Below are 19,695 nucleotides of genomic sequence, written 5' to 3'. Positions count from 1 at the left end.
CCGCTTTCGTTCACCCGGACTGCAGGAAAAGCGACCCACATGTCTAAAACCGAATTCCCCCCCTCCATCAACAGCCGCCCTGTCTATGGCGAGCTTGAAGCCCGCCCGGGCAGCGGCCACCTGATGATTGCCGACGCGGCAGGTGCCGAGGCAATCCTTGAATTGGCCAAATTCGTCGACCCGGGTTTCTGGGCGAAGGCCCACATCATCTACATCCCCAAGGATACCGGCACCAAATTCACCAGCCAACTGGAAGCGATTGGCGCTGGTCAGTATTACGCCGGCCCCTCCTATGAGGCCGCCCAAAGCCGCATCCGCCGCGCGCTGCAGGACTGCCACATGGGCACCCAAGTTTACCTGACCGGCACCGAAAGCCTGATGGGCCAGGCCATGGCCGAGGCCACCGCAGCCGGCATACCGCATACCGCGATCCAGACCGAACACCGCGGCTCCACCGCACGGCGCATGCAGTGCGTCCATTGCAAAGGCATCACCGAGGACGTCACCACCGACCCGTTTGAATGCAGCCACTGCGGCCTCAGCCTGTTCGTGCGCGATCACTATTCGCGCCGCCTGGCTGCCTTTCAGGGCGTGCGGGTGGATGCAGAGGATCCGGGCAACATCCCCGAAAAAGTGGAGCTGTTCAAATGAGTGCTGGCACCGCAAAACTGAATGTCACCGTGGCCGAGGTCAAACCGGTCAATGATCTTGTCACCCGTTTCAAATTCGTCCGCACCGGCGGCGGCGATCTGCCTACTTTCTCAGGCGGGGCGCATACCGTGGTGGAAATGCAGGACGGCGATATCACCCGGCTCAACGCCTATTCCCTGATGTCCAACCCGGCCGACCGCGGCGCCTACACCATCTCGGTGCGGCGCGACGATCAGGGCCGCGGCGGTTCCAAATTCATGCACTCTCAGGTGAAAGAGGGCATGGAAATGGTGATCTCCAACCCGGTGAACCTGTTCTCTCTTGATCTGCGCGCCAAGAAGCATCTGATGCTGGCCGGCGGTATCGGCATCACACCCTTCATGGCCCAGATGCATCAGCTGGCAATGATGGGCGGACAGTTTGAGCTGCACTATTCCGTGCGCAATGCCTCGCTTGGCACCTATGCCGAGGACTTGACGGCAAAGTATCCGGGCAAAGTGCACATCTATCACGACGACCAGGGCGAAGCGATCAACCTTACGACCCTGCTCGCCACCCAGCCGCTGGGCACACATGTCTATGTCTGCGGCCCCAAGGGCATGATCAATTGGGTGCATGGCACCGCATCGGAAATGGGCTGGCCGCGCGAGGCGGTGCATTCCGAGGAGTTCCTGGCCCCCGCCTCCGGCAAGCCTTTTGAGGTCAAGCTGGCAGTCTCAGGCAAGGTGATCCAGGTCGGCGAGCACCAATCGCTGCTGGAAGCGATTGAGGCCGCGGGCGTCGACGCCCCTTACCTCTGCCGCGGCGGCGCCTGCGGACAGTGCGAAACCAATGTCGTCGGCTACGACGGCAAGTTCCTGCACTACGACCACTGGCTCGACGACGAACAAAAGGCGGGCGGCAAACACATCATGCCCTGCGTCTCACGTTTCGAGGGCAAGACCCTGGTTCTGGATCGCTGAGGAAAAGAAAATGACCATTCAATTCAACGACGAAACCTTCTACGGCGACTTCACCTTCAAGAACTCGGATTGGGCCATCAAACGCTTCCCCTTCCCGTTCCACGAAGACAGCTACATGTATTCCGTGAACATGGAGCCGCATAAGTCCTACCGTCCCGGCTCGGTGTTTGAACGCACCTTCGACGTGGATGAGCATTATGTCTCCGAAATGAAGGACCGCGCCCGGGTGCTGGCGGATGATCCGCTGCGCTGCCAGTCGCTCCCGCATATGACCCTGGCGGGCTGGGATCTGGTTGAGCTGATCATGGAGGCCAAGGCGGCCGAATACCCCGACCTGTTCGAACTGCACAAGGACGGCAACCGCTGGCGCTGGATCAACAAGCCGCTGGGGATTGATGACACGTTCACGTTCCTGGATGAAAGCACCCTGCCCTACGGGCCGATGGAATACATCACCCGCCAGACCCAGGGCGATTTTGCAGTGCTGGACCAGCGCGACGACAACTTGTGGATGGATGCCGGCATGGTCACCACCCAGGCCGACTGGAGCCTGGATTTCGACATCGGCATGAACTTTTTTGAGTGGCATGCGCCGGTGCCCAAGGCGAATGAAATGGGCATCTTCGTGCGCGCGTTGAAGTTCTTGCTGAACATCCAGCAGGGCCAGCCGGCCCGGCGCCTGAATTGGACGATGACCGTCAATCCGCTGCTCGACACCTCGCCTGAGAATTATCACAAATGGGGCACCATGAAGCAGGGGCTGACGATGGAAAACATCGGCGAAAAGCAGCACCTGCGGGTTGAGCTGCAGACTTTCTTCCGCCTGCCCCGCTCCAACGCGCTGGTGTTCCCGATCCGCTGCTACCTGATCCGGTTTGAGGATCTGGTCACGGTGCCGAAATGGGCACGCCGCCTGCACCGCGTCATCCGCGACCTGCCGGAGGAGCTGGCCACCTACAAAGGCTTCATCGACAACCGCCCGCTGATGGTGGAGTATCTGTCGCAGTTTGATGACGGCAGCCCGACCTCGGACGGTATCTGGGCAGACGACTGATTCTGAAACAACCCGGCGGGCCGTCCCTACCCCCTGTCATTCAGGCCCGCCTCACTGACTGCCGCCGCCTCTGGCCCGGCAGTTTCTTTTTGCCCGGAGATAAGCGGCGTTGCACTCCCGCCCCCGCACCAGACAGCAGGCTCCGCCTGCCCCCTGTGCAGCGTTGGGCCGGGCAGCGCGCTTCGCGCGCTGCGGGCAGTTTCGGCAACATCAGCCCCATGACGCAACCGCGCCGCGCACCGCGCGGCGCCACGCCCAACTGTGCAGGGACATCTTCAGATGTTCCGCAACAGGCGGGAGCGCTCCGGCTGCGGTTCAGCTCGACTGCGGATACGAAATGATCGACAGATAGCGTGCGGGCAGCTTGATCAGCTGTTCCGGCCCATGCGGCGCGTCGGCATCGAAAAACAGCGTGTCTCCAGGCTTCAACGGAAAAACCTTGTCGCCATGCCGGTAATCCACCTCACCTTCCAGCATGTAAAGCAATTCAACGCCATCATGCTGGAAGGTCGGGAAGACATCCGACTCTTCGGTCAGGGAGATCATGTAAGGCTCCACCAAAACACCCGAAGCATTGGCGCCCAGATGCCCCAGCAACTGATACTGATGGCCTGCCCGCGTTCCGGCACGCTCGGTCTCGACGCCTTCGCCCGACCTGGTATGCACCGCTTCGCGGGTTTCCTCAAAACGGCGGAAGAAAGAAGTAATCGGAACGCTCAGCGCGTTGGCCAGCAATTGCAGCGTGGTCAGCGACGGGGATGTATTGCCGTTCTCGATCTTTGACAGCATTCCGATCGACAGCCCGGTCAGCGTGGCCAGATCGGCCACAGTGATCCCCTGCTGGCGCCGGAACGACCGGACCTCGCGGCCAATCGCCACTTCCAGAACTTTTTCCGCGCCGTCGCGGACCCGGTGCGGATCTTGAGAAAGGTTATTTGCCACTGCGTCGCTATCGTCTTTGGGTTTAGCCACTGTGTTATCTTCCTTATGGACGGCCTCTGACAAGCGCGCAGCGGGCGATACGCAAAAACTTTTCCGGACGCAAGAAACCACGCGAAAATTATTTTACTGGCATTACCACTTTTTCCCAAGCCCTCACCGCCACAGGAAAGAAAATTGTTGCTGTTCAACCCAGCTGAACAATAACGCTGACAAGGAAACCCGGACCATCCGGCCCGGGCTTTCAACCGCCGGCTTTCCGGGTTTCCCCATCTTCAGTCATCCAGCAGCAGCAAACAGGCGCCAAGAACCTTGCGCGTGCCGTCAAACACCACTGGTTTTTCGCCGCGCCAGCGGCTGGCGTGGCGGTGGCCGACCGGCCAGCCGGAGGTCAGGCTGCGCAGGGTTTCACCGGTCTCTGCTGCGATCCGGCCCACCCGGGTTTTCAGATTGGCATGAAAAGTGTCCCGGTGCAGCGCCTCCATTCTTAAATGAAACAATGATGACCGGCTGCGCGGTGCGATCTGCATGGCGTCCACCTGCCCATCCGCCCCGGCCCAGATCGCCAATGCACGGGCTTGCAGCCGTTCAGCCTTTTCCGATGCACCCGCCCGGAACTGCAGCACCGCCAGATTTGCGGCTGGCGCTGCCCGGCGCAGATCAATTGCCGCAAAGGCAACCCGCGCCACAATATCCGCCAGACGAAACAGCCTCATAGCCTTACACGGGCTGTCACGTCCAGCCTCAGCCAGCGCCCGTTCCATCAGCCGTTCCCAGATCAGATCGGCACGGGACCATCCCGCTTCGCACGCGATCCGCATTTCCGCGTCAGGCTTAAAGCCCCAGATACGCGGCGCGGACGTGTTCATTGCCGTGAAGCTCATCTGCTGGTCCCTCCATTGCTGCATTTCCCGTTTCCAGAACATAGGCGTAGTCAGCCAGTTCCAGCGCAAGTTCGGCGTTTTGCTCAACCAAAACCACAGATAATCCGTTGGCGTTGATCTCCTCGACGATCCGGGCGATCTCCTCGACAATTACCGGCGCCAATCCCATAGACGGCTCGTCCATCAGCAAAAGCCGCGGCTTGGACATCAGCGCGCGGCCAATCGCCAGCATCTGCTGCTCACCGCCAGACATGGTCTTGGCCATCTGGGTGCGCCGCTCGCGCAGGCGCGGGAAGCGCTTGAAGACATCCTCCAGATCACCCTCAATCGCCCCTTTGTCATTGCGCAAAAACGCACCGGTGCGCAGGTTTTCCTCCACCGTCATATCAGGGAAAATCCGCCGCCCTTCCGGCACATGGGCAATGCCGTTTGCGACCACTTTATGCGCGGGCAGATGGTCGATCCGCTTGCCCTCAAAGGTGATCTCGCCCTCGGTGATCGGTATCATCCCCGACATCGCCCGCAGCGTGGTGGTCTTGCCCGCCCCGTTGCCGCCGATGATGGTGACGATCTTACCCTCCGGCACCGCTACCGAGATGTTCCGGATTGCGTTGATCTTGCCGTAGTTGACGGCAATGTTCTTCATCTCAAGCAACATGGCGCGCGCCCCCCAGATAGGCCTCTATCACCGCCGGATGGTTGCGGATTTCCTGCGGTCCGCCCTCGGCCAGAAACTTGCCAAAGCTCATGCAGGTGATGGTGTCGCACAGCCCCATGATCGCCTGCATGTCATGTTCAACGATCAGGATGGTGATCCCGTCCGCCTTCAGCCGTTCCATCAGATCCATCATCTGCCGGGTTTCTTCCGGGTTCATGCCGGTGAACGGCTCGTCCAGCAGGATCACATCCGGATGGCTGGCATAGGCCACCGCCATGCCCAGCGCCCGCTGGTGACCGTGGCTCAGATCGCCGGCGCGCTCGTGCATCACATGATCCAGGCCGAAGAACTCCAGCGCTTCCCTGGCGCGCGCCTCAGCGCCGCTGCGGTCCTCCTTGTCCCAGCCGATGATCGCGGCAAAGATATTGGGGCGGAACGGCATATGGGTGCCGACCAGCGCATTCTCCAGCACCGTCAGCTCAGCAAACAGCGTCGAGTGCTGGAAGGTCCGCACCACCCCGCGCCGCGCAACCTCGTGCATTTGCAGGCCGGAGATATCCTCACCGCGCAGCAGCACCTGGCCCTCGGTCGGTTTGTAGAACCCCGAGATCATGTTGAACGTCGTGGTCTTGCCCGCCCCATTGGGGCCGATCAGACCATGGATCGAGCCATGCGCCACCTTGAACGACAGGCTGTCCACCGCTGTCAGGCCGCCAAACCGCATGGTCAGGTCTTTGACCTCAAGAAAATCAGTCATTCTGCCGGCCTCCGTTCCGGCGCGCCGCCAGCGGCACGTCTCTGGGTGAATTTCTGCACGAGGCTTTCCAGCCCATTAGGCAGGAACAGGATCGACAGGATCATGATGGCGCCGTAGATCAGCGGCCGCATCTGCTCGAGGCCCAGCTCACGCAGCACAACCTCGTTGATCACCGTCAGCACAACGCAGCCCAGGATCGGGCCGTAGAATGTCGCCGTGCCGCCAACAATCGCCCAGGTCAGCACATAGACCATCAGATCGATATCAAAGGCGTTGGGGTTGATGGTGCCAATGTAATGCGCCAGCAGAGCGCCGGAAATCCCGGCAAAGCCCGAGGCAATGGCAAAGGCCAGCGTCCGGTAGGCCCGCACATTCACGCCCGAGGCCTGCGCCAGCTTGTCCTGCCAATGCACCGCATGGAAGGTCAGACCAACCGGCGACTTCTCAATCCGCCACAGGATCCACAGGCAGACCGCCACAATGACGCCCGCGAAATAGTAGTAGGACGTCGGTTCAAAGAAATCGAACTGATAGAACCCGACCGAGAAATCCGGCATCGGGTCGATCCCCTTGATCCCCTTGGCGCCGCCAAACGGATCCCGGAACCGCTTCCACAGCAGGCGGATGATTTCACCGGCTGCAAACGATCCGATCAGGAAATAAAACCCCTTCATCCGGAACAGCGGAAAGGACAGAAGCACTGCAATCAACGCGGCAATACCCCCGCCCAGCAGCATCGAAACCGGCACATAAACACCCAGCTTCTTAGTCAGCAGGGCTGAGGAATAGGCCCCCACCCCATGATCACCACATGCCCCAGCGACCATTCACCGGTCAGCGTCAGCAGCCGGTAGCTGGCCACCAGCAGAACGTTGATGGTCAGGAACACCAGGATTTCCTGTTGCGAAAAGCTAAGGCCATGCGGCAGGGCGATCAGCGCGGCCAGCGCCGCGATCCATATCAGAAGCTTAGGCACGGTCCGCACTCCCAAACAAGCCGGTGGGCTTCACGATCAGCACAACCAGCATTAAGGACAGGCCAACAATGTCTGCTAGAACGCCGTCGTAGAAAGTGGTCACAAACGTATGCACCAGCGCATAGGCGACCGAGGCAACAATGGCGCCTTCCAGCGAACCGACCCCGCCGACGATGATGACGATAAAGGCGGTAACAATCACCGAATGGCCCATATGCGGGTTGACCGAAACCAGCGGTGCGGTCAGCGCCCCGGCAATCCCGGCCAGACCGGCACCGATGAACATGGCAATCCGCGCGGTCATGGTGATCGAAATCCCTTGCAGCGCCGCCGCTTCAGGGTCCTGGGCTGATGCGCGCAGCGCCCAGCCGAACTTGGTCCGCTTCAGAAAGTACCAAAGCGCCGACAGCAACACGATTGCGGCGATGATCACATAGAGCCGCGCCACCGGCAGCCGCACCTTGTCACTGAACACAATGACCTCTTGGGTTACCGGCGGAATATGCACCATCCGCACGCCGAACCCCATCACCGCCAGCGCCTGCAGGATCATCAGAAACCCGATCGAGGCGACCAGCCCGCCCAAGGGATTGTCCTTCAACGGCCTGAACAGGGCCCTTTCCATCAACAGGCCCAGACAACCCACAAACAACAGGCCTATGGCAACTGCGATAAAGAACGGCACGTGCAGGTCAGCATAAAGCGCCACAATCGCATAAGCGCCCGCCATGAACAGTTCGCCATGGGCAAAGTTGATCACCCCCATGACGCCAAAAATCAGCACAAGCCCCACAGCAACAAGGGAAATATAGCTCGCAGCATACACGGCATTCAGGCCGGTCTGCGCCAGAAGGTCCAGCATTGGATTGTCTCTTTATTCAGTCGGTCTGCGGCGCGGGGATCTGCCCCCGGCCGCGGGATTGCCTGCCTGAAAGATCAGCTGCGCTGATCCCACATCTGGTCATAGGCCTGCATATGCTTGATCAGCAGATCGCCGTGTTTTGCGTACCAGTCCGGGATCGAACGGAATTCCTTGATCCGGGCCTTGCCGCTCTCAATCGCCACCACAGGCCAGTAGCCAACCAGCGCGTTGTCGATGCCGAACAGCTCGGTGCCCCACCACTCCGCGTCGCCAAAGGCATGCTTGCCCTTGCCCTCTTTCATCGCAGCCGCCACGGCATCCGGACTGGCCGATCCTGCCTTCTCCGCTGCTGCCTTCCACAGATCCATGATCGAGGCATACTCCCAGCTCACCGCGCCCCATTGGCCCGGGTGGCGGGTGTTGAACTCCTCATAGAACCCATTCGGATCGGTAAAGTTTATGTTGTCGCCATTCAGCGCCGGATCATCGAAATCCGGGAACTGAAAGACAAAACCTTCCATGAACTCTTCCGAGGTCTTGGCGATCATCTGGTCATAGAAATCCGCAGTGCAGGAAATAATCTGCCCCTTGAACCCTTGCTGGAACAGCTGCTCGGCAATGGGATGCACGTAATCACTGTAGCAGGTATCGAGGCAGACAATATCCGGGGCCTTGCTGATCAGACGGGTGACAACCGGCGCAAAATCGGTGGTTGCCGGGTCAAACAGCAGCGGTTCATCCAGCATCTCGATGCCGGCGGCCTCAAACGCCGCCAAATAGGTCGCAACCGAGGGCAGGCCAAGCGCATCATCCTGCGCGCACATCACCGCGGTCTTCAGCTCCGGCTTGTTCTCGGCCAGCCACTCCACCCCGGTCACATTGTAAATCGGGTGCACCTCAGCCGGTGCAATCAGCGTGTTGGAATCGGGTGACAAATCCGATGGCAGCAAGGTCGAAAACAACATGCCGGTCTTATCCGCCACCGGCTGCACACCGGGCCAGGTGTCGCCGCCCAGCATCATGATAAAGCTGACGCCGTCCTCCCGGATCAGCTTGGTCGCCCCGGTGCGCGCTTTGGCCGGGTCGTATTCGTTGTCATAAGACACGAACTCGACATCATAGCTGCCATCGCCCAGTTTAATGCCGCCCGCGGCATTCACCCGCTCAGCCCAGATCTGGCAGCCGTCCAGTCCCGGCTTGCCCCAGGCCGCCACGGCACCGGTCAGCGGCGCCAGAAAACCGATCTTGATGGTGCTGCCTGCCGCCAGCGACGCAGCCGGCAGCCCGGCACTCATCGCGGTGACCGCCGTCGACTTAAGGAACGTCCTCCGGGTCAGCCCCGATTTCACGATCTTGGAAATCATTTTCGTCTCCCATGTTGGACCCGCCTGTTTTTACGGCGGTGTTTTCAGCAGGATGCGGTCGCCGTCTTCGGTGCCCCTTGATTTCAGCTCAACACGACTGAACCAGTTGGGACAAATTGGCCCCATCCCGGGTCAAGGCTAGCAGCGAGTTGGTTCACCGCAAAGAAATTTTCTTTCACACAAGGGACCAAAAAGGCACCAATACAAGACCAATCGCTCGGATATACGGCAAAACAGCCTCTGAAAACGGCACAAAAACATGACCTTGCGGCACATGTTATGCAAACACTCCCTCAACCAATTTATGAACCAATTTTTTTCGACTTTCTTGCCGCTGAACCCAAGAATCGTTAACCTTAAGACCAATCCCAGCTGTGTCAGAAGGTTGCATTGAGGCCGCCAAAACGGGTAACTGCACATCTGTCACAGCGATCAGGCGCAGGGGATTCCCCCGCCCATCCGGCCCGGAAAAACAGACCATGAGCTCAGCGGAAGACACCACCTCGCAAATCCTGACCACCCATTCGGTTGGCGCCACAGTGCAAGTCGTGATCGACACACTATTCGCCCGGATCAAGGCGGGCACCTACCCGGTGGACACCCGGCTGCCGTCAGAACGCACCCTGGCCTCGGAACTGGGCGTTGCCCGCAATACTGTGCGCGAGGCACTGGACGTTCTGGCCAGCCAGGACGTGATCCATCGCCGCCCCGGGTCCGGCAGCTTTGTCAAATTCCGCTCTGATCCCAAGCCCGAAACCACTTATTCGTCACTGGCCAAGGAAGTTTCACCGCTGGATCATTTGGTGGTGCGCGGCATCCTGGAACCGGAACTGGTGCGCCTTGCTGTGATCAACATGACCCCGCGGCAGATCGAGGAGCTGGACCAGATCCTCTCGCGCGTCGAAGCAGTGCGCACTGATCCGGGGGAATTCATCGAGGCCGAGGAAGATCTCTACCGCAAAATTGCCGAGGGTACCGGCAACCCGCTGCTGCACTCCTGCTACGAGCTGACAATCGAGGCCTGCCGCCTGTCCTACCGCACTGCGCTGCGACGCCGCCATCTGACGCCGCAGCGGATGCAGGAATACCAGAAACGCTACAACACGCTGTTCAATGCCATCGCCTCCCGCGATGTGGAATCCGCGGTGGAATTCATCAAGCTGCACCTGATCGACGAACAGAATCTACTGCTGCAGGAGGTCTAGGCCCGGCCAGTCTTCCGCCCGCTCAGCCCTTCACTGCGCGTGAGCTGACCTCGCTGCCCGGCGCACCGCTTTCCAGCCGCTGATGCCACAGCTGCCCCAACGCCGCCATTTCGGATTTCAGCAAAGCGGAATGCTGCGCCAGCCAGCCGGGGATCGATTTGAACCCGGCAATCCGCGCCTTGCCTTCCTGGATGGTCACGACAGGCCAATCGCCAACCAAGGCATTGGAAATACCGAAAATATCCTCGCCCCACCATTCTGCATGGCCAAACGCGTGGGTGACATGCCCCAACTGTTTCATCGCCGCCAGCACCGATGGAGGCTCAACGGATCCCGCCTTCTCCACCGCGCTGTGCCAGATGTCGAGGATCGCCACATACTCCCAGCTTACCGCCGACCAGCTGCCTGGGAAACGGCGGTTGTATTCCTCAAAAAACACATGCGGGCGGTTAAAGAAAAACGCCTTTTCCCGCAGCAGCGGATCGTCAAAATCCGGAAATTGGAAAACCACGCCCTCCATGAATCCGGGCGACGTCCGTTCCACCAGCTGATCATAGCCATCCATGGTGCAGCTGATAATCTGCCCCTTGAACCCTTTGGAATAGGCATATTCGGTCATCGCATGCACCATCGGCGCATAAGACGAGCACCAGCACAGGATATCGGCGCCGCTCTCCAGCATCGGGTCCACCACCGGCCCCGGATCGCTGGAACCCGCATCATACTGCACCTCGCGCAGGATCGTTTTGCCTGCAGCTTTGAACGCTGCGCGGTAAACCGCCTGTGACGGCATCCCCAGCAGATCCGCCTGGCTGCATAAGGCTACGGTTTTCAAACCCGGTTTATTTTCCGCCAGCCAGGCCACGCCGGTTACATTCTGGATCGGGTGCGCTTCGCTGGGCGCGATCAGATAAGGCGTATCGGGCGACAAATCGGATGGCAGCAGCGTCGAAGTCAGCACCTTGTTGCGCATCAGAAAATCGCGCACCGGTGCAAAGGTATCGCCGCCCAGCATCAGCATAAGCTTCACCTTATGCTTCTGAACCAGTTCCACCGCGCCCTCCAGCGAACGTTCCGGGTCATATCCGCAATCGTAGGAATGGATGCGGATCGGGTAGCGGCGGCCGCCAATCAGCACCCCGCCGGCCTTGTTCAGCCCGTCTTCCCAGATCCGGCAGCCGTTCAGTCCTGGCAGCCCCCAGCTCTCCACCCGGCCCGAAAGCGGGCCAAGAAAGCCGATATTCACTGATTCTGTCATTCCCACCGACAGCCGCGGCAGCGCCGCGCGGGCCGTCAGCTGGTGTACAAAACTGGTCGTCTTCATGGCTTGAATCCTAACAACAATTCTCTGCCCCGCCAGTCCAATCAGTGAAAAATCTTATTCCCTCCGTGAAAATATGTTGACTCTGTGGTGCAATTTTGGACCTAATTGGATCAGACCAAAAGAACCAAACCAAAATATTGGTCCGTACCAATGGGAGAGCCACATGACAAAGAAACGTATCGCCATCATCGGCGCCGGCCCCTCCGGCCTGGCCCAGCTGCGCGCATTCCAGTCCGCCGCCAACAAGGGCGAAGAAATCCCTGAGATCGTCTGCTTTGAAAAGCAGGACAACTGGGGCGGACTGTGGAACTACACCTGGCGCACCGGCCTGGATGATAACGGCGAACCGGTGCATTGCTCGATGTACCGCTACCTGTGGTCCAACGGGCCAAAGGAAGGCCTGGAATTTGCCGACTATTCCTTTGAGGAGCATTTCGGCAAACAAATCGCATCCTACCCGCCGCGCGCCGTGCTGTTCGACTACATCAAAGGCCGGGTGGAAAAAGCAGACGTGCGCAAGTGGATCCGCTTCAACTCGCCGATCCGCTGGGTCGAATATAATGAGGACGCGGGCAATTTCACCGTCACCGTGCACGACCACGCCAAGGACAGCACTTACAAGGAAGACTTCGATCACGTTATCTGCGCCTCAGGCCATTTTTCGACCCCGAACGTGCCGTTCTATCCGGGTTTTGACACCTTCAACGGCCGCGTGCTGCACGCCCATGACTTCCGCGATGCGCGGGAATTCAAGGGCAAGGACATCCTGATCCTCGGCGCCTCTTACTCGGCCGAAGACATCGGCTCGCAGTGCTGGAAATACGGCGCCAAGTCGATCACAACCTCCTACCGCTCTGCTCCGATGGGCTTCAAATGGCCGGACAACTGGGACGAGGTTCCGGCGCTGGAGTCGGTCGACGGCAACACCGCAACCTTCGCGGACGGCACCCAAAAGGAAGTTGACGCGATCATCCTTTGCACCGGCTACAAGCATTTCTTCAGCTTCCTGCCAGACGATCTGCGCTTGAAAACCGCCAACCGCCTTGCCTCGGCTGACCTCTATAAGGGTGTGGTTTTTGCCCATAACCCCAAGATGTTCTATCTAGGCATGCAGGATCAGTGGTTCACTTTCAACATGTTCGACGCCCAGGCCTGGTGGGTCCGCGATGCGATCATGGGCAAGATCGAAGTCCCCGCGGACAAGGCAACCCTGCTGGCCGACGTGAAGGAGCGTGAAGCGCGCGAAGAGGCCTCGGATGACGTTAAATACGCGATCAAATACCAGGGCGACTACGTGCTGGAACTGATCGAAGAAACCGACTACCCGACCTTCGACGTGGGCGGCGCATGCCAGGCGTTCTATGAATGGAAGGGCCACAAGGCCGAAGACATCATGGCCTTCCGCAATAATTCCTACAAATCGGTCATCACCGGCACCATGGCGCCTGTCCACCACACCCCGTGGAAAGACGCCCTGGACGACTCACTGGAGGCCTACCTGCAGAACTAGGATCTGCCTGCTTTGGCAGATCCGCCTGCGCCGTTTTCCTTCCTGGGCGGCGCAGGCACCTTTCGCCGCTGTGCGAATCCCTCTTCGCAAGCTAACATCCACCTTATGCAGCGCGATAACACCATGACACTTGGCTTCCTGATTTTCCCGGGCTTTCCAATGGCCTGCCTGACCTCGGCTATCGAGCCTTTGCGGGCGGCGAATGAAATTGCCGGCACTGAAACCTTTCACTGGAAACTGGTCTCGGAAACCGGCGCCAGCGTGAACGCCTCTGCCAATGTGGCCTTTCAGCCTGATTGCGCTCTGGATCAGGCCGAGGACATCGACACGCTGTTTCTGCTGTCCAGTCCGCAAGGCAAGTTTGAGGACCCCAAAGGCTCCAACGGCAAGCTCCGCCACCTGGCCCGCCACGGCACCACCATGGGTGCGGTGTCAGGCGGGGTATTCCCGCTCGCGCGTTCCGGCCTGCTCGACGGGCACAGCTGCTCGGTCCACTGGTGCTACAAGGCCGCCTTCAGCGCCGAATTCCCATCGCTTGCCACCGTCGACGATGTAATTGTTCTGGACCGCCGCCGCTTTACCGCCAGCGGTGCTGCGGCAATGTTCGACCTCTCGCTCAAACTGATTGAGCAGACCATGGGCGACGCGGTGATGACCGAAGTTGCCTGCTGGTTTCAGCACCCGATGGTCCGGGCCGAGGGCGTGCGTCAGAAGATCCCCGCCTTTAAGACCGACAGCACCGCCGACAGCCTGCCCCCGCCAGTGGCCAAGGCGGTGGAGCTTTTTGCCGACAATCTGGAGCATCCGGTGTCGATCCGCGACGCCGCCAGCGAAATCGGCGTCTCCCCGCGGCAGCTGGAACGCAGCTTCAAATCCGCTACCGGGCAAAGCCCCGCAATCTATTACCGCACACTGCGGATGAACGCGGCACGGCAGCTGGTAATGTACTCCCGGGATTCCATTACCTCGATCGCCAATGCAGTTGGCTATGCCACCTCCTCAACCCTATCGCAGCACTACCGCGACAGTTTTGGCGTCACCCCGCAGGAAGAGCGCCGCAAGGTGAACCTGTTCCGGGTCCAGGACAACCGCCCGATTCCGTCAGCCTAGCACGCCCATAATGTCTCTTGGGGCAACACATAGGTTGGCCGGGCTTGCGCTGCCAATTGCATTGGCTTTTCTCAGAACAACACCTGCACACCACCTGGATCCAGTTGTGCCGCAAGCGGCTGAGCGGCCATTTCCAAGGGCTCGTCCACTGCGGGTTCAGCAGGAACCTCTCCGGGGAAAACCGGTTGGGCTGCCAGTTGGACACCCAGCCCCAATGGCAAAGGAAGTCCCCCTAATCCCAGATCAAGATCCAGCACGATCCCATTTTCGGGAACCACATTTACATCAAAACTGCTGGACGACGTCTCGACCTCTCCATCCGGTGCTTGCAGCGTAGTTTCGACATTGATCGTAGCGGGCCCCAAGTCCCCGGATGCCGGCGCAATTGTCAATTGGGACAAATCCCAGCCCGTGACATCCAGCTCCCCTCCTGCAGGGATGCCCGCATTCCCATCCGAACTGATCACCCAATTGTCCGGAACATCGGTCAATTTGACCGTAAGCAATGCGGACGTTCCGGTGTCGATGTCCACGATGAACCCCGCGTCATCATCATCTTCGATGGTACCGGCCGGGCTGGGTGTCACCAGGCTGAAATCTGTCTCTCCAGGCCCGCGCCACTCCAGAGTCATCTCTGCGTCGCCATTCAGGTCGAGGTGATGAATGACGATTTCATGCTCACCTGCGCCCATGTTGCAGGCTCCGATCTGCACGGTTGCAAGTCCCTCAACCGCATTGATAACCACAGGATCCCCATCGATCCACATGACAACGGTATCACCGCTGGTCAGCCGAAACTCATAGTTGCCCGGATCATCAACTTGGATACGACCGGTGACCCGGGTCGCAAACACATCGGTTGATGCTACATCGAAAAACGAAAACGGGGTGCTCGGGAAATCAATGGTCTCTGTATAGAAATCCCCTAGCGGATCACTGCCAAAATCGACACCCAGGATACCTAACACCCCATCCGCAACTGCGATCTGTTCCACATGGAAACTGGTGCTCACTGTCACAGCAGCCGGCGGGACAGCAACATCCCCGACTGTCAGGCTGAAGGTCCCGCTGCTGCTCAGCCCGCCGGGATCGGTGGCCGTGACGGTGACCGTGACCGAAGGCTCCGCCTCATGGTCCAGGCTGATGCCGTCTTTCAGCTTCAGCACCCCGCCCGTGACCTCAAACCGCGCGTCATCCACCGTATAGCTCAGCGCATCGCCCTCCGGATCGCTGGCCGAGACCGCGCCGATCACCGCCCCCGCCGCGTTTTCCGCAACCGATGCATTGTCCAGCGCAGGCGCGCCCGGGGCCTCGTTCACATCCTCGACCGTCAGGCTGAAGGTCCCGCTGCTGCTCAGCCCGCCGGGATCGGTGGCCGTGACGGTGACCGTGACCGAAGGCTCCGCCTCATGGTCCAGGCTGATGCCGTCTTTCAGCTTCAGCACCCCGCCCGTGACCTCAAACCGCGCGTCATCCACCGTATAGCTCAGCGCATCGCCCTCCGGGTCGCTGGCCGAGACCGCGCCGATCACCGCCCCCGCCGCGTTTTCCGCAACCGATGCATTGTCCAGCGCTGGCGCGCCAGGGGCCTCGTTCACATCCCCGACCGTCAGGCTGAAGGTCCCGCTGCTGCTCAGCCCGCCGGGATCGGTCGCCGTGACCGTCACCGTGACCGAAGGCTCTGCCTCATGGTCCAGGCTGATGCCGTCTTTCAGCTTCAGCACCCCGCCCGTGACCTCAAACCGCGCGTCATCCACCGTATAGCTCAGCGCATCGCCCTCCGGGTCGCTGGCCGAGACCGCGCCGATCACCGCCCCCGCCGCGTTTTCCGCAACCGATGCATTGTCCAGCGCAGGCGCGCCAGGGGCCTCGTTCACATCCCCGACCGTCAGGCTGAAGGTCCCGCTGCTGCTCAGCCCGCCGGGATCGGTCGCCGTGACCGTCACCGTGACCGAAGGCTCTGCCTCATGGTCCAGGCTGATGCCGTCTTTCAGCTTCAGCACCCCGCCCGTGACCTCAAACCGCGCGTCATCCACCGTATAGCTCAGCGCATCGCCCTCCGGGTCGCTGGCCGAGACCGCGCCGATCACCGCCCCCGCCGCGTTTTCCGCAACCGATGCATTGTCCAGCGCAGGCGCGCCAGGGGCCTCGTTCACATCCCCGACCGTCAGGCTGAAGGTCCCGCTGCTGCTCAGCCCGCCGGGATCGGTGGCCGTGACCGTCACCGTGACCGAAGGCTCTGCCTCATGGTCCAGGCTGATGCCGTCTTTCAGCTTCAGCACCCCGCCCGTGACCTCAAACCGCGCGTCATCCACCGTATAGCTCAGCGCATCGCCCTCCGGATCGCTGGCCGTGACCGCGCCGATAACCGCCCCCGCCGCGTTTTCCGCAACCGATGTATTGTCCAGCGCAGGCGCGCCAGGGGCCGTGTTGACCGAAGGATCGCTGGGATCCGGATCCGTAGGCGCCGGGTCCACTGGGTCCGGGTCCGTTGGTGTCGGATCCACCGGGTCCGGGTCCGTAGGCGTCGGATCCACCGGGTCCGGATCCGTAGGTGTCGGGTCCACTGGGTCCGGGTCCGTAGGTGTCGGGTCCACCGGGTCCGGGTCCGTAGGCGTCGGGTCCACCGGGTCCGGGTCCGTAGGCGTCGGATCCACCGGGTCCGGATCCGTTGGCGTCGGATCCACCGGGTCCGGGTCCGTAGGTGTCGGGTCCACCGGGTCCGGGTCCGTAGGTGTCGGATCCACCGGGTCCGGGTCGGTAGGCGTCGGGTCCACCGGGTCCGGGTCGGTAGGCGTCGGATCCACAGGGTCCGGGTCGGTAGGCGTCGGGTCCACAGGGTCCGGGTCCGTAGGCGTCGGATCCACAGGGTCCGGGTCGGTAGGCGTCGGGTCCACAGGGTCCGGGCCCGTAGGCGTCGGGTCCACAGGGTCCGGGCCCGTAGGCGTCGGGTCCACCGGGTCCGGGTCCGTAGGCGTCGGGTCCACCGGGTCCGGGTCCTGCGGAGTGCCAGGCTTACCGGTTAGACTTCCGGCAGGAGGCGCAGGAGAAAACAAGGCCTGTGGCCCGGCATCACTGCTTTGAGAGGCGCCGGCATTGGCGGACGGTTCGGCAATTGATGCTGGCAATACGGCTTGCTGCAAATCCGGCGCAGCCGTCGTATCTTCCCCACGAATGGCAGAAGGCGCGGCGGGCGGCCGCCCTTGATCCGGCAAAGCTAAGGAAGGATCTTCTAAATCGTCGGCTTCAGCTGGCTTTTGCGCAGCACGGCCTGGCTGACTGCCGGCTTTTTGCGGCAGCACATCCCAGTCATCGCCCTGGGCTTTGTCCATTCCAGGGTAGTCCATAGTACCGCGATGCAAAAGAGACTGACGCTCTCCATTATCGGTGCCATCCCCCTCACCGAACTTTGGCGCCGTATTTGCCGCTTTCGTACGCAATTCACGCTCTGTTTCCTGAACCCGGACCCCAATCGGTTCAGCACTGAAATTTCCGGCACCTCCTGTGCCAAACGGATTATCCGCAGCCATCTAAAACTCCCCGGCAGAACATTACCATTTCACTCAACAAATATCCCGGGCAACGGCCTGCAACGTCCGGCGCCCTGATGCTTTCCTGTATGTTAATAACATTTAACTCCACCATAAGGCGAATGGAGTGTCTGTAAACTTGCACCTAAATTGTAGCCACCTTTGTTCAGCCGTTTACGCGGGATAAAGAGAAGACCCGCAATATTCAATCTATAGTAGTGTTTGTGTTTAAGGGGTAATTATGTCGGGGACAGGCCAGTCCAGCACTGCCGCATTGCGGCCGGGTGTTTTGAAACTCGATCCCGATTCAATTCTTTCAGCGATCATCATCAATCTTCTGACACTCGCCTTACCTGTTGCGATGCTTCTGGTTTTCGGCCGGGTCATTCCCAATGAATCTTATGACACTCTGTTCGGGATTTTTCTGGCCCTGATTGCCGTCTTGCTGATCGACTTTGTGCTGAAGGCAGCGCGCGCCCACTACGTGCTGGAAACCGCACGGCATGAGGGGGAACGGGCAGGCGAAACCTTGTCCGGTGCCCTGTTTGAAGGCGCTCCCGGCGCGTTGGAGCAGATGGGACAGGAAGCCGCTGTTGAACGTTTGATGGGGGTGCTGGGCCTGCGCCACGCTGTGAAAGAGCAGATCGTCAAAATGTCGGTAGATCTGGCGTTTTCCGTAATTTTCCTGCTGGTTATTGCCGCAATGGGCGGCTGGCTGGTGGCGGCTCCGCTCACCGTGATAGCCGGGCTGCTGCTGACGGTTGCACTGCTGCGGCCGCCCTACCGGACAGCTTCGCAGCTGCAGCGGGAATACGACAAACGCAGGCTGTCATTCCTGCAGGAGATCCTGCAGCGGGCACAGCTGATCAAGCTGCTTGGCCTGGAACATCAGATGCTGCGCCGGTATGAGCTGCTTCATGCCAGTGCCTCTGCGTCCGGGGAGAAAATCATCCGGGTAAGCAACGCCGGACAGGCTGCAGCCAGTGCCGGCTCCCAGATCGCTACAGTCCTGACCTGCGCCCTGGGAGGGCTGCTTGCCATACAAGGCAGCCTGTCAGTTGCAGAGCTGGCTGCCAGCATGCTGCTGACTGGACGTGCCGTGCAGCCGGTCATCCAGCTGACATTTCTAAGTGCCGTCAAGGATGATGACAGGGCACGGGCCTCCGGGCTGGCCAAGGTGGCTGCAGTGAAGAAAGCCGCCGCAGCGCCGGTGCGTGTCCCGGTGACCGGGGCGATCACCGTGAAAGGTTTATCTCTGGACCGGCCCGGGAAAAACGGCAGCTGGTTCCGCAATATCAGTTTTTCGGCGGCACCCGGGCAGCTGATTGCCATTGAAGGCGGTGTCCAGTGCTGCTCGGGGCGTTCCTGCGGATCCTTGCCGGCGAAGTCCCGGCCAGCAGCGGAACGGTTTATCTGGACGGGCCCGGATATGTTGACCCGGACACCGCCAACTCCCCGCCAGGCCTGGTGTTTGAGCCACGGCAGCCTGTGCTGACGGATGGCGAAATTCTGGAGAACCTCACCCTCTTCGACCCCCAGCGGCACACCAAAGCCCTGCAGGCCGCAGCCTTGAAACTTGGCGTCAGCAGCCAGCTCGCCCAGCTTCCCAACGGGGTGCACAGCCAAGTTGCGCGCAATGGCCAAGGTGCCGGCAGCCCGGGGTTTTTCAGGCGCCTGGCGCTGGCAAGAACATTTGCGCAGCAACCCGCAATTCTGTTGCTTGAAGATCCTTTTGCCGACTTGGACCCGGACGGTGTGCGGGCGCTCGAAACGCTGCTGCTGTCCTTGCAAGGCAAGACAACCTGCGTGCTGACCCGGGCCGCCCCGGCAATTCTGGATGCTGCCAATACGATCATCCGGCTCAGCCCTGAACCCGCTGCGCCCAGCGGCACGCGATGACCCAACAGGG

General features: G+C 60.5%; 18 protein-coding genes. 8 read left to right on the top strand and 10 right to left on the bottom strand.

The annotated features are described in order from the left end of the window. Positions 1 to 39: 39 nt before the first annotated feature. The 3 genes from ETW23_RS00175 to ETW23_RS00165 are packed head-to-tail and all read left to right on the top strand — an operon-like array spanning position 40 to position 2,667. Positions 40 to 651, top strand: coding sequence for a dimethylamine monooxygenase subunit DmmA family protein (locus ETW23_RS00175; protein WP_129372308.1), 612 nt, complete (start codon positions 40 to 42; stop codon positions 649 to 651). Then, complete coding sequence (locus tag ETW23_RS00170; RefSeq protein WP_134828724.1) at positions 648 to 1,613, top strand: PDR/VanB family oxidoreductase; 966 nt, start codon at positions 648 to 650, stop codon at positions 1,611 to 1,613. The genes ETW23_RS00175 and ETW23_RS00170 overlap by 4 nt, the downstream gene beginning before the upstream one ends. A 10-nt stretch (positions 1,614 to 1,623) precedes the next feature. Then, positions 1,624 to 2,667 carry a DUF3445 domain-containing protein gene (locus ETW23_RS00165; RefSeq protein ID WP_134828723.1) on the top strand — a complete coding sequence of 348 codons (1,044 nt, stop codon included), beginning with the start codon at positions 1,624 to 1,626 and terminating at the stop codon, positions 2,665 to 2,667. Positions 2,668 to 2,982: 315 nt separating this feature from the next. Here ETW23_RS00165 and ETW23_RS00160 read toward each other — a convergent pair whose 3' ends face one another. The 8 genes from ETW23_RS00160 to ETW23_RS00130 all read right to left on the bottom strand — a co-directional run bounded on the left by ETW23_RS00160 (position 2,983) and on the right by ETW23_RS00130 (position 9,107). Beyond that, the gene (locus ETW23_RS00160; protein ID WP_129372311.1) at positions 2,983 to 3,639 is read right to left on the bottom strand and encodes an XRE family transcriptional regulator; all 657 of its coding nucleotides are present in this window, start codon (positions 3,637 to 3,639) and stop codon (positions 2,983 to 2,985) included. Positions 3,640 to 3,881: 242 nt separating this feature from the next. Further along, the gene (locus ETW23_RS00155; RefSeq protein WP_247676982.1) at positions 3,882 to 4,490 is read right to left on the bottom strand and encodes a tetratricopeptide repeat-containing protein; all 609 of its coding nucleotides are present in this window, start codon (positions 4,488 to 4,490) and stop codon (positions 3,882 to 3,884) included. Next, the gene (locus ETW23_RS00150; protein WP_129372312.1) at positions 4,441 to 5,148 is read right to left on the bottom strand and encodes an ABC transporter ATP-binding protein; all 708 of its coding nucleotides are present in this window, start codon (positions 5,146 to 5,148) and stop codon (positions 4,441 to 4,443) included. The genes ETW23_RS00155 and ETW23_RS00150 overlap by 50 nt, the downstream gene beginning before the upstream one ends. Beyond that, a complete protein-coding gene (locus ETW23_RS00145) occupies positions 5,138 to 5,905 on the bottom strand; it encodes an ABC transporter ATP-binding protein (protein ID WP_129372313.1) in 768 nt (255 codons plus the stop codon). Before ETW23_RS00145 ends, ETW23_RS00150 begins: the two co-directional genes overlap by 11 nt. After that, the gene (locus ETW23_RS00140; RefSeq protein ID WP_254695096.1) at positions 5,902 to 6,702 is read right to left on the bottom strand and encodes a branched-chain amino acid ABC transporter permease; all 801 of its coding nucleotides are present in this window, start codon (positions 6,700 to 6,702) and stop codon (positions 5,902 to 5,904) included. The genes ETW23_RS00145 and ETW23_RS00140 overlap by 4 nt, the downstream gene beginning before the upstream one ends. Further along, on the bottom strand, positions 6,675 to 6,881 hold the full coding sequence (locus ETW23_RS25515) for a hypothetical protein (protein WP_254695095.1): 207 nt from the start codon (positions 6,879 to 6,881) through the stop codon (positions 6,675 to 6,677). The genes ETW23_RS00140 and ETW23_RS25515 overlap by 28 nt, the downstream gene beginning before the upstream one ends. Beyond that, entirely contained in the window at positions 6,874 to 7,743 is an 870-nt protein-coding gene (locus ETW23_RS00135) for a branched-chain amino acid ABC transporter permease (protein ID WP_134828722.1), read from the bottom strand. Before ETW23_RS00135 ends, ETW23_RS25515 begins: the two co-directional genes overlap by 8 nt. A 74-nt stretch (positions 7,744 to 7,817) precedes the next feature. After that, positions 7,818 to 9,107 carry an ABC transporter substrate-binding protein gene (locus ETW23_RS00130; RefSeq protein WP_134828721.1) on the bottom strand — a complete coding sequence of 430 codons (1,290 nt, stop codon included), beginning with the start codon at positions 9,105 to 9,107 and terminating at the stop codon, positions 7,818 to 7,820. Positions 9,108 to 9,586: 479 nt separating this feature from the next. Between ETW23_RS00130 and ETW23_RS00125 the strand changes: the two genes are divergently transcribed. After that, on the top strand, positions 9,587 to 10,312 hold the full coding sequence (locus ETW23_RS00125) for a FadR/GntR family transcriptional regulator (protein ID WP_129372317.1): 726 nt from the start codon (positions 9,587 to 9,589) through the stop codon (positions 10,310 to 10,312). Positions 10,313 to 10,334: 22 nt separating this feature from the next. Here ETW23_RS00125 and ETW23_RS00120 read toward each other — a convergent pair whose 3' ends face one another. Further along, positions 10,335 to 11,636: an ABC transporter substrate-binding protein gene (locus ETW23_RS00120; RefSeq protein WP_129372318.1), complete on the bottom strand. Its 1,302-nt coding sequence runs from the start codon at positions 11,634 to 11,636 to the stop codon at positions 10,335 to 10,337. 163 nt (positions 11,637 to 11,799) lie between these two features. On the opposite strand from ETW23_RS00120, the gene ETW23_RS00115 reads away from it, so the two are divergent. Further along, entirely contained in the window at positions 11,800 to 13,146 is a 1,347-nt protein-coding gene (locus tag ETW23_RS00115) for an NAD(P)-binding domain-containing protein (RefSeq protein WP_129372319.1), read from the top strand. A 105-nt stretch (positions 13,147 to 13,251) separates the two neighbouring features. Further along, entirely contained in the window at positions 13,252 to 14,256 is a 1,005-nt protein-coding gene (locus tag ETW23_RS00110; RefSeq protein WP_027256656.1) for a GlxA family transcriptional regulator, read from the top strand. Positions 14,257 to 14,327: 71 nt separating this feature from the next. On the opposite strand, the gene ETW23_RS24975 is transcribed toward ETW23_RS00110, so the two are convergent. Then, the gene (locus tag ETW23_RS24975; RefSeq protein WP_167738049.1) at positions 14,328 to 17,243 is read right to left on the bottom strand and encodes a PA14 domain-containing protein; all 2,916 of its coding nucleotides are present in this window, start codon (positions 17,241 to 17,243) and stop codon (positions 14,328 to 14,330) included. Between the two features lie 784 nt (positions 17,244 to 18,027). Between ETW23_RS24975 and ETW23_RS00100 the strand changes: the two genes are divergently transcribed. Both ETW23_RS00100 and ETW23_RS00095 read left to right on the top strand, forming a co-directional pair. After that, positions 18,028 to 19,281 (top strand): ABC transporter transmembrane domain-containing protein, encoded by a 1,254-nt coding sequence (locus tag ETW23_RS00100; protein WP_134828720.1) that lies wholly within the window; start codon positions 18,028 to 18,030, stop codon positions 19,279 to 19,281. Further along, the gene (locus tag ETW23_RS00095) at positions 19,254 to 19,685 is read left to right on the top strand and encodes a hypothetical protein (RefSeq protein ID WP_167738048.1); all 432 of its coding nucleotides are present in this window, start codon (positions 19,254 to 19,256) and stop codon (positions 19,683 to 19,685) included. The genes ETW23_RS00100 and ETW23_RS00095 overlap by 28 nt, the downstream gene beginning before the upstream one ends. Positions 19,686 to 19,695 lie beyond the last annotated feature (10 nt).

The sequence above is a fragment of the Leisingera sp. NJS201 genome (genome assembly GCF_004535885.1).
GTDB lineage: Bacteria > Pseudomonadota > Alphaproteobacteria > Rhodobacterales > Rhodobacteraceae > Leisingera.
Note: the sequence above shows the minus strand (reverse complement) of the source record. Positions and strands in the feature narration are given on the sequence as shown.